General features: G+C 68.7%; 9 protein-coding genes. 3 read left to right on the forward strand and 6 right to left on the reverse strand.

From position 1 onward, the window contains the following. Window positions 1-39: 39 nt before the first annotated feature. A complete protein-coding gene (locus tag EOHIBHHM_RS14085) occupies window positions 40-699 on the reverse strand; it encodes a helix-turn-helix domain-containing protein (RefSeq protein WP_497251627.1) in 660 nt (219 codons plus the stop codon). 84 nt (window positions 700-783) lie between these two features. Between EOHIBHHM_RS14085 and EOHIBHHM_RS14090 the strand changes: the two genes are divergently transcribed. Then, window positions 784-2,142, forward strand: coding sequence for a cytochrome P450 (locus EOHIBHHM_RS14090; RefSeq protein WP_497251629.1), 1,359 nt, complete (start codon window positions 784-786; stop codon window positions 2,140-2,142). A gap of 12 nt (window positions 2,143-2,154) precedes the next feature. Here the strand turns inward: EOHIBHHM_RS14090 and EOHIBHHM_RS14095 are convergent, their stop codons facing one another. Continuing rightward, entirely contained in the window at window positions 2,155-2,811 is a 657-nt protein-coding gene (locus EOHIBHHM_RS14095; protein ID WP_497251631.1) for a helix-turn-helix domain-containing protein, read from the reverse strand. An 83-nt stretch (window positions 2,812-2,894) separates the two neighbouring features. On the opposite strand from EOHIBHHM_RS14095, the gene EOHIBHHM_RS14100 reads away from it, so the two are divergent. After that, window positions 2,895-4,343: a cytochrome P450 gene (locus EOHIBHHM_RS14100; protein ID WP_497251633.1), complete on the forward strand. Its 1,449-nt coding sequence runs from the start codon at window positions 2,895-2,897 to the stop codon at window positions 4,341-4,343. Window positions 4,344-4,428: 85 nt separating this feature from the next. On the opposite strand, the gene EOHIBHHM_RS14105 is transcribed toward EOHIBHHM_RS14100, so the two are convergent. From EOHIBHHM_RS14105 to EOHIBHHM_RS14115, 3 genes are all read right to left on the reverse strand, one after another. Further along, entirely contained in the window at window positions 4,429-4,692 is a 264-nt protein-coding gene (locus tag EOHIBHHM_RS14105; protein ID WP_497251635.1) for a DUF8022 family protein, read from the reverse strand. Further along, a complete protein-coding gene (locus EOHIBHHM_RS14110) occupies window positions 4,692-6,236 on the reverse strand; it encodes an acyl-CoA carboxylase subunit beta (protein WP_497251637.1) in 1,545 nt (514 codons plus the stop codon). The genes EOHIBHHM_RS14105 and EOHIBHHM_RS14110 overlap by 1 nt, the downstream gene beginning before the upstream one ends. Before the next feature lie 93 nt (window positions 6,237-6,329). Next, window positions 6,330-7,277, reverse strand: a complete 948-nt coding sequence (locus tag EOHIBHHM_RS14115) for an EamA family transporter (protein ID WP_497251639.1) — start codon at window positions 7,275-7,277, stop codon at window positions 6,330-6,332. A gap of 111 nt (window positions 7,278-7,388) precedes the next feature. Between EOHIBHHM_RS14115 and EOHIBHHM_RS14120 the strand changes: the two genes are divergently transcribed. After that, window positions 7,389-7,979, forward strand: a complete 591-nt coding sequence (locus EOHIBHHM_RS14120; protein WP_497251641.1) for a DUF7553 family protein — start codon at window positions 7,389-7,391, stop codon at window positions 7,977-7,979. A gap of 42 nt (window positions 7,980-8,021) precedes the next feature. Here the strand turns inward: EOHIBHHM_RS14120 and EOHIBHHM_RS14125 are convergent, their stop codons facing one another. After that, window positions 8,022-9,458, reverse strand: a complete 1,437-nt coding sequence (locus EOHIBHHM_RS14125) for a sodium-dependent transporter (protein WP_497251643.1) — start codon at window positions 9,456-9,458, stop codon at window positions 8,022-8,024. Window positions 9,459-9,571 lie beyond the last annotated feature (113 nt).

A 9,571-nucleotide genomic window follows, 5' to 3' on the forward strand; every position in this document is an offset into this window, starting at 1 on the left:
CGCATCTCGAGAGGACGTTGACGAAGTTGGCGGCCGACGTCAGCGTCGGGCGACTCGTCGCATCACCGTCGCCTCGGCTTTCCGGAGGTGGCTGGACGCCGTGCTCGAGGAGACGCCGAGTTCCGCCGCCACCGCTTCGACCGACGCCGTCCGCGGAACGTCGTAGTAGCCGCAGTCGACGGCGACGGCGACTGCCTCCCGCTGTCTCGCGGTCAACGACCCCGTGAGCGTCCCGTTTCGGCGGTCGTACTCGCCGACCTGATCGACGTCGACACCGATGCGCTCGGGGATGGCGTCGAGCGTCGCCCGGAGGTCCTCGGCGTCGCCGACGACGGTGAACGCCGTCGCGCCGTCGCCGGTGTAGACGACGGGCGGGACGACCACGAGCCGTCGTCCGGCGAAGGCGGCCCGGAAGTCGACGTCAGCCTCGCGGGTCCGCTGGTCGACGTAGACGTAGAAGGTGTCGTCGTCGACGGACGTGACGTCGTAGTCGGCGACGCTCTCGACGTCGGCGAGCGCGGCCTCGTAGACCGCGTCGTCGCCGACGACGTAGAACAGCAGGCTCTCGACGTCCTCGCCGGTGCCGAAGTTCCAGCAGAGCAGGTCCGCGCGGTGGATCGACTCGTGGTCGGCGATGGCGTTCTGCATCGGATGCCGCGTCTCGCGCGGTTGGCGGAGCGTGAGGTGGAGGTACTTCATGGCCGATAGTTGACACGCAGCGTACAAAAAGAGGCGGACAGGTCCGACCCAAACTCGATTGAGCGACGCCGAGTAGCTCGACGTATGAGCCACCAGGAGACGGCCAGCGACCGACCCCTCCCGCCCGGTCCCGACGGCGTCCCGCTCGTCGGTAACACCGTCGAGTTCGTCCGCGACGTCTTCGGCTTCTACGACACGCTCGCAGCGTACGGCGACGTGGTGAGCTACCACGTCGGCGGCCACGACTTCGTCACGCTGCTCCACCCGGACCAGATCGGGCAGGTGCTCGTCGACGACGCCGACGCCTACGAGAAGGGCGACATCCTGCGGCAGTCGGGCGTCGACTTCCTCGAACACGGTGTGCTCCTCACCGAGGGCGCGGAGTGGCGCCGTCAGCGGACGGCGATGCAGCCGATCTTCTACCGCGAGCGCGTCGAGACGTACGGCGAGACGATGGCCGCCTACGCCGCCGCGACGGTCGACTCGTGGGACGACGGTCAGGTGGTCGACCTCACCGACGAGTTCTCGGCGCTCGCGCTCTCCATCCTCGCGAAGACGCTGTTCGGCGTCGACGTCCGGGGCGACGAGAGCGCCATCCGCGACGCCGCCCACGCGGTCCAGGAACGCAGCGACGCCGGGTCGCTCCAGTCGTTCCTCCCGGAGTGGCTGCCGACGCCGCGGAACCGCCGGTTCCGACGCGCCACCGACGAGTTCGACCGGGTCGTCCGCGATCTGATCGCCGAGCGCCGGCGAGCGACGGAGTCGAGCGACGACCTGCTCTCGCTGCTCCTCTCTGTCACCTACCAGGACGGGACGGCGATGGACGAGCGGACGGTCCGCGACCAGCTGATGACGTTTCTCTTCGCCGGCCACGAGACCACGTCGCTGGCGCTGAGCTACGCCGTCTTCGCGCTCTCGCAGTATCCCGAGGTTGCCGCGCGACTGCGAGCGGAGGTCGACGACGTCGTCGGCGACGGACGGCCGACGGCCGCGGACGTCCGCCGTCTCGACTACACGGAACGAGTGCTGAAGGAGACGCTCCGGCTGTACCCGCCGGCTTACGTGCTGTTCCGTCAGCCGACGCGGGACGTCGTCCTCGGCGGCTACCGCGTCCCCGAGGGGACCCAGCTCACCCTCCCGGCGTTTCGCCTCCACACCGACCCGCGGTGGTACGACGACCCCGAGTCGTTCCGACCCGAACGGTGGACCGAGGAGATGGAAGCCGACCTCCCCGACTACGCGTACTTCCCGTTCGGCGGCGGCCCGCGTCACTGCATCGGGCTGCGCTTCGCCATGCTCGAACTCCACCTCGTGCTGGCGACGCTGGTTGGGTCCTGCGAGTTCGACCTCGTGAGCGATCCCGACGTCGAGTTCACGGCGGCAGCGACGCTACAGCCGAAATCGGAACTCCGCGTACGAGTGCGGAAGCGCCGCGTCGAGTGAGAACGGCGGCGATCACCCGCCGAACGCCGCGTCGACGAGCGCCCGTTGTCCCTTCCGGAGGAGCGTCGACGCGGCACTCTCGGAGCAATCGAGCGCCTCGGCCACCTCGGTCAGCGATCCCTCGCGCGGCACTTCGTAGTATCCGACCTCGCGGGCCACGCGAACCGCCGCGAACTGCCGCCGCGTGAGACGCCCGACGAGCGATCCGGCGAGGTGGCGGTGTTCACTCAGACGGCCGATCTCCACGCCAACCTCGTCCGGGAAGTCCGCGACGACTGCCCGCAGGTCGGTAGGATCGCCGAGGACGGTCATCCGGACGGTGCCAGCGTCCAGATAGACCACCGGCGGGACGACAACGACGTGACGGTCCTCGAAGGTCTCCCAGAGCGCGACGTCGGCCGGTGTCGCCTCCAGTTCGGCGTAGACGTAGAACGTCTCGTCGTCGATGGCGGCGTACTCCACCGAGCGCACCGGGTCGATAGCGTCGACAGTCTCACGGACGACCCCTAGATCACCGGTGACGACCGAGAGGAACGAGACGGTCCCGTCGGAGCGGGCGTGCCACGCGACCATCTCCTCGCGCTCGACGGCGTCGTCGACGTCGGACCCCTCGGGTATCGGCAGCCGCATCGCGGGTGGGAGTCGAACCGTCACGTCGAGTGACTTCACGGCTACAGTCGTGGCAGCCTGTTTATAAAAAGGTTCAGCAGTTCGTGGAAACCGCGAGGGGGCGAGACGACCAACTGAGTGATATGACGGACACCGACTCGCTGACGGACGAGCGACCCCACAGGACGGCCGCGGAGGAGAGAGCGAGAGACGAGAGGGGGACAGACACGGCACGCGGCGAGGACGCGTCCGGCCCGACCGTCGGGTTCGACGACGCACCGTCCCCGCCGAGAGACGACGGTCTTCCGCTTCTCGGTCACACGGTCGCGTGGTTCCGCGACGGGTTGGCGCTCGGCGACCGCCTCCAGCGACGCGGCGATGTCGTGGAGTACGACGCCGTCGGCCGGCGGTTCGTCGCCGTCTTCGACCCGGAACTCGTCGAGGAGGTGCTGGTGACGCGGAGCGCAGAGTTCCGGAAGGGGGAGTTCGAGACGGAGTTCGCCTCCCTGCTCGCCCCGAACGGACTCGTCACCGTCGAGGGCGAGGAGTGGCGTCGCCAACGTCGACTGCTGCAACCCGCGTTCACGCCTGCCCGGATCCGGTCGTTCGCCGACGCGATGGTCGAGGGCGCGGCCGCCCTCGCCGACGGATGGGACGACGGTGCAGTCGTCGACCTCCGCGCGGCGCTCTCGTCGTACTCGCTCGCAGTGCTCGCCCGGACGCTGCTCTCGGTCGACCTCGACGCCGAGCGCGGCACGGTCGTCAGGGAGGCCGCCGCAGCGATCGCCGAGACCACGACCAGCGTCTGGTCGCTGGCTCCCGAGTGGCTCCCGACGCCGGCGTCACGCCGGTACGACCGAGCGATGGCCGACCTCGACGAGCTCGTGGCGACGGTGATCGCCGAACGACGAGCGGCGAGCGACGAACACGACGACCTGCTCGCGGCCCTCCTCGACGCGACGTACCCCGACGGATCGACGATGGACGCAGAGACGGTCCGCGACCAGCTCGTCACCTTCCTCTTCGCCGGCCACGAGACGAGTTCGACGGCGCTCACCTACGCCTGCTGGCTGCTCGCCGGTCACCCCGAAGTCCGCGAGCGACTCGACGCGGAGCTGGCGACCGTTCTCGGCGGTCGTGACCCCACGTTCGCGGATCTGTCGGCGCTCCAGTACACCGAGCAGGTGATAGACGAGACGCTCCGACTCTACCCGCCGGTGTTCACCCTCTATCGGCAACCGACCGCGGACACGACGCTCGGCGGATACGCGATGTCGGAGGACACGACGATACAGTTGGCGACCTACCACATCCAGCGGGACGACCGGTGGTGGGACGCGCCCGAGCAGTTCCGGCCCGAGCGGTTCGACGACGACGACCCCGAACGACCCGACTACGCCGCCTTCCCGTTCGGGGGCGGCCCTCGCCACTGCATCGGGATGCGCTTCGCGACGATGGAGTTGAAACTCGCCTTGGCGACGCTCGCTCGGCGGGTAGCGTTCGAACGCGTCGAACCGCTCGACCCCTCGCCGCGCGTCGTGCTCGACCCTGGCGAGGTGCCGATGCGAGTGCGCAAACGAGAGTCGGCGTGAGTCGCCGCCACGTCGGTCGCCGGCCAGTCGACGAGCGGGACGGCGACGCGACGACGGCCGACGAGTGACGTCGTCGACGGCGGCGTCAGAATCTGTCTGCGCGCGACGCAGCGGTCCAGGCGTCGGTCGGTGCGCCGTCGGGGACGCGCTGGACGCACCGTCCCTGCAGCGCCTCGACCCGACTCGCGAACGCCCACTTCTGCCCCTGCCACGTCTCCTCGTCGTCTCCGTCGGCCGCCGCTGCAGCGGCCTCCTGGTCGCGCATGTGCGCCCCGATCGCGGCGACGATGGCCGCGGCCTCCTCGGAGTCGGCGTTCTCCGGGATGTCGAGGTCGTCGACGAGACTCATCAGATGGGGATGTTGCCGTGCTTCTTCTCCGGGAGGTCGCCGCGCTTGGACTTGAGCATCTTCAGGTCCGCCACGAGGCGGGCGCGGGTCTCCGGCGGTTCGACGACGTCGTCGAGGAAGCCGCGGTCCGCAGCGGTGTACGGATTGGCGAACTCCTCGCGGTACTCCTCGATCAGTTCGTCGCGGCGGGCGTCGGGGTCGTCTGCGGCCTCCAACTCTTTCGAGTAGAGGACGTTGACTGCACCCTGCGGTCCCATGACGGCGATCTCGGCGGTCGGCCACGCGTAGTTGACGTCCGCACCGAGATGTTTCGACGCCATGACGTCGTACGCGCCGCCGTACGCCTTCCGCGTGATGACGGTCATCAGCGGCACCTGGGCCTCGGAGTACGCGTAGAGCAGTTTCGCGCCGTGACGGATGATGCCGTTGTGCTCTTGGTCGGTGCCGGGCAAGAAGCCGGGAACGTCGACGAAGGTCAGGATCGGGACGTTGAACGCGTCACAGCAGCGGACGAAGCGTGCGGCCTTCTCGGAGGCTTCGATGTCGAGCGTCCCGGCGTTGACGCGTGGCTGATTGGCGACGATGCCGACCGAGTGTCCGTCGAGGCGGGCGAAGCCGACGACGATGTTCTTCGCGAAGTCCTCGTGAACCTCGAAGAACGACCCTTCGTCGGCGACGTGGTCGACGACGTTGGTGATGTCGTACGGTTTCCGCGGTTGGTCCGGGACGATGGAGTTGAGTTCTTCGTCGGCGCGTTCGGGGTCGTCCCACGGGTCGACCCGCGGCGGGTCCTCGACGTTGTTCTGCGGGAGATACGAGAGGAGCAAGGCGATGTCGTCGAGCGCCTCCTCCTCGGAGTCGGCGGCGAAGTGGGCCACGCCGGAGGTCGACGCGTGCGTCTTCGCGCCGCCGAGTTCGTCGAACGTCACCTCCTCACCGGTGACCGTCTTGATGACGTCCGGGCCGGTGATGAACATGTGACTCGTGTCCTTCACCATGAAGGTGAAGTCAGTGAGACCCGGCGAGTAGACGGCCCCGCCGGCACACGGCCCCATGATGGCCGAGATCTGCGGGACGACCCCGCTGGCCTCGGTGTTGCGCCGGAAGATCTCGCCGAACCCGCCGAGGGCCTTCACGCCCTCTTGGATGCGGGCACCGGCTGAGTCGTTGAGGCCGACGACCGGTGCGCCGACCTCCATCGCCTTGTCCATCACCTTGCAGATCTTCTCGGCGAACACCTCGCCGAGCGAGCCGCCGAAGACGGTGAAGTCGTGGGCGAAGACGAAGACGGTCCGGCCGTTGACTTCGCCGTAGCCGGTGACGACGCCGTCGCCGTACAGCTGTTTCTCCTCCATCCCGAACGAGTGAGTCCGGTGGGTACGGAACTGGTCGAACTCCTGGAACGTTCCGTCGTCGAGGAAGTAGTCGATGCGTTCGCGAGCCGTCATCTTCCCCTTGTCGTGTTGGGACTCGATGCGGTCTTCGCCTCCGCCGAGCTGCGCTTCCTCGCGCTTCTCGCGGAGTTCCTCGATGCGGTCGTCCATGGTCACGCGAGACCACCTGTGCTCATTGGGTGCAATGTCACAGAGATACGGCAAAAGAATTCCGCAACCCGACAAAACAACCACCACAGATTATCAGGCCACTGCCGCCCCCGGTCCGAGCGTCACGAGCGCCGCACCGACGACGACGGCGACCGCGCCCGCGACGACGCCTCTCGTGACGGTCTCGAGGTCCGAGAGCAGGAAGTACGAGAACACGGTGGTGAAGAGCGGTGCCGTCGCCGCAAGCGGGTCGACGACGGCGACGTCGCCCTCTGGCAGCGAGAACGCCGCGAACAGCGACAGCAGGGCGACGGCCGTGAGGAGACCGCTCCCGGCGAAGTAGAGGTAGCTCCGCCGCGGCGACCCGAAGACGGCGTCCCGGTGGCGAGTGAGAGCGTAGGCCGCGAGCGCGACGAGCGCCGCCGTCTCGTTCAGCGTCACGGCCTCCAGCGCGGTCGTCGGCGACGTCGTCAGCCCGAACCGACGGAGGACGTTGCCGACGGCGAAGAACGCCGCCGCGCCGAGCGGGAAGAGCAGGTCGCGCGGCTTCCAGCCGCCGAGGTCACCGCCTTTCGCGACCGTGAGGACGACGAGACCGGCGACGAGGACGACGACGCCCACCACGGTGGTCGGCGTCACGCGTTCGCCGAGAAAGCCGACGGCCAACGCGGTCGCAAACAGCGGGCGGGCGCTGATGACTGCGCTGTTGACGCTCGCGCCGACCCGATCGACGCCGTTGAAGACGGCGATGCGGCCGAGTGCGGTGCCGACCGCGCCCGCGACGACGAAGACGCCGAGCGTCGCGGGAGCCAGCGCCGCAAAGAGGTTCGGCCCCTGCCGTGCGAGGAGCAACAGCCAGTAGAGCGCCGAGTCGACGACGACCACGACGAGCGCGGCCTGCACCGCGTCGCCGCCGGCCGACATCCCGCGCTTCGAGAGCACGGGCGAGAACCCCCACAGGAGTGCTGGCACCAGCGCGAGCAGGTAGACTGTCGGTGAGGCAGCGAACGCGGCGTCGACACCGGCGAGCAGGCCGTCCATGCGGTGGGTTGGACCGCGGTCGAAAAAGGGCGACCGAATGGTGCCGGGGGTTGCCGCCTTCTGCGTGTCACGGCCACGTCGTTTACTCGGGAGGCGACCCAACCGTCGACCATGTCGGAGCGCAACCTGCCGCCGCTGCTCGCGATGAGCGACGAACTCGACCGCCTCGAACGGAAAGCCGACGCCGACGTCCGCGCGGAACTCGACGAGGTCCGGGCGCGACTCGACGAGTACGCGTCGCGCGAGCGAGGCGACGAGCGACGGGAGGACGGCCGCGACTCGCTGCTCGACGACGTCGACAACACGCTTCTCGGTCTCAGGGAGCGTCTCTCGGGCGACGCGGACCGACAGGCCGAGGCGCTGCAGAACCGCGTCCGGCAGTTCCGCGACTCGCGTGCCGGCAGTAGCGATACGCTGTCGCTCGCGGAACCGCGGCTGGAGTCGGGAGGGACCGTCGTCGACGTCGGCGACCACGGCGGCCGACAGGTCGACCTCGTGACGACGCTCGTCAACGCCGGAGAGACGGCCGACGGCGTGGTCCGCGTCGGGTTCTACGGCGACGACGGGAGGCTCGACCGCCGGGTCGACCTCCACGAGTCGGCCGTCGAGGCGGGCGAGCGACGCGACGTCGGGGCGACGGTCACCGTCCCCGAGGACGCGACTCACTACGACGTCAGCGTCGTCGACGGCGAGAGCGTCTGAAAAGCGAGAACAGTTCAGTTCCTCGACTCGCCGAGCGACTGCTCAGACGACCGACCGCGACCCGCGCAGCCCGAGGAACGCGCCGACGGTCAGCACGACCGTCATCACGACGGTGAGCCAGAAGCTCGAGACGGGGACCAGACTGGCGGCCATCCCACCGAGTCCCAGACTCGACAGAAGCGTGAAGACGAGGAAGAAGGGGATGGCGACGCCGACCGCGAGCAGCCACGGCGTCCCCAGCGTGTCCGCGAGACTCCCGGCACCTCGTCGGAACTCGTCGATGGCGTCGACGCCGAGCACCCAGCCGACGAACAGCAGGAACGTGATGAGACCGATCGTCAAGAGCGAGTCGACGAGCGGCCCGGCGACGAAACCGAAGAGGGCGGGCCGAAGGGCGTTGACGGCACCGGTCACGACGACGAGTCCGGCGACGCCGCCGACCGCGACGGGACGCGAGAGGTCGAACTCGTCGACGAGGAAGGCGACGGGGATCTCCAGCATCGAGATCGACGAGGAGAGCGCCGCGAGCGTGACGACGCCGAAGAAGGCGGTGGCGATGAGCGTCCCCGCCGGGAGGCGGGCGAACGCGCCGGCGATGCTGACGAACAGCGCGCCGGGACCGCTCCCCCCGGCCTCACCCGTCACGGAGAACAGCAGCGGGAAGACGACGAGTCCCGCGAGGACGCCGACGAACGTGTTGAGGACGGCGATGGTCGTCGCGTCGAACGGGAGCGAGCGATCGTCGCCGAGATAGGAGGCGTAGGTGACCATCGTCCCCGCTCCGAGCGAGAGGGTGAACAGCGCCTGTCCCGCCGCGGGACCGAGCACGTCGAAGAAGTTCGCCTGCAACGTCGCGAGGTCGAAACTGAGGTAGAACTCGTAGCCAGCGGCGGCGTTCGGCTGTTGGGAGGCCCAGACTGCGAGCCCGACGAGCAGCAGGAGGATCGCGGGCATCATCACCTTCGTCCCGATCTCGATCCCTCTGCGGATACCCGCGAAGACGATGAGCGCCGTCAGGGCGAGGAAGACGACGTGGTAGAGCACGGCGTCGGTGGTGAAGGCGATCCCGTCGTAGTAGGGGCCGGGATCGGCGAAGTACGGCGCGGGTCCGGCCGTCCCGAGTGCGACGAGGCTCTCGACGAAGTAGCGGAGGATCCAGCCGCCGACGACGCTGTAGAACGACAGCAGCGCGACGCCAGTGAGGACGCTGAGCATCCCGACGATCCCCCACGTCCGCGACCCCGAGAGTTCCCGGAGCGCACCGACCGGGTTGCGCCCGGAGCGACGGCCGATGACGAACTCGCCGAGGATGCCGGGCACCCCGACGAGGACGACGATCGCGAGATAGACGAGGAGGAAGGCGCTCCCCCCGTTCTCTGCTGTGACCCACGGGAACCGCCAGATGTTCCCGAGGCCGACGGCACTGCCGACGGCGGCGAGGATGAAACCCATCCTCGTCGCCCACGTTTCTCGTGTCATTGTCATGCATTGGCCCACTATGGTTGAAGTGCGTTTCGAGTCGTGGAACCGTCAATCGGGTATGATAACGGTTTTCCGACGCCGAGACGGCGGCTACACGAACCGATGGCCGG

The sequence above is a fragment of the Halogranum roseipondis genome (assembly GCF_059695585.1).

Bases quoted from the DNA above. Each gene is read 5' to 3' on its own strand.
- EOHIBHHM_RS14120 (WP_497251641.1), top strand. From the start codon at position 7,389: ATGTCGGAGCGCAACCTGCCGCCGCTGCTCGCGATGAGCGACGAACTC.
- EOHIBHHM_RS14115 (WP_497251639.1), bottom strand. From the start codon at position 7,277: ATGGACGGCCTGCTCGCCGGTGTCGACGCCGCGTTCGCTGCCTCACCG.
- EOHIBHHM_RS14105 (WP_497251635.1), bottom strand. From the start codon at position 4,692: ATGAGTCTCGTCGACGACCTCGACATCCCGGAGAACGCCGACTCCGAG.
- EOHIBHHM_RS14085 (WP_497251627.1), bottom strand. From the start codon at position 699: ATGAAGTACCTCCACCTCACGCTCCGCCAACCGCGCGAGACGCGGCAT.
- EOHIBHHM_RS14110 (WP_497251637.1), bottom strand. From the start codon at position 6,236: ATGGACGACCGCATCGAGGAACTCCGCGAGAAGCGCGAGGAAGCGCAG.
- EOHIBHHM_RS14100 (WP_497251633.1), top strand. From the start codon at position 2,895: ATGACGGACACCGACTCGCTGACGGACGAGCGACCCCACAGGACGGCC.
- EOHIBHHM_RS14125 (WP_497251643.1), bottom strand. From the start codon at position 9,458: ATGACACGAGAAACGTGGGCGACGAGGATGGGTTTCATCCTCGCCGCC.
- EOHIBHHM_RS14090 (WP_497251629.1), top strand. From the start codon at position 784: ATGAGCCACCAGGAGACGGCCAGCGACCGACCCCTCCCGCCCGGTCCC.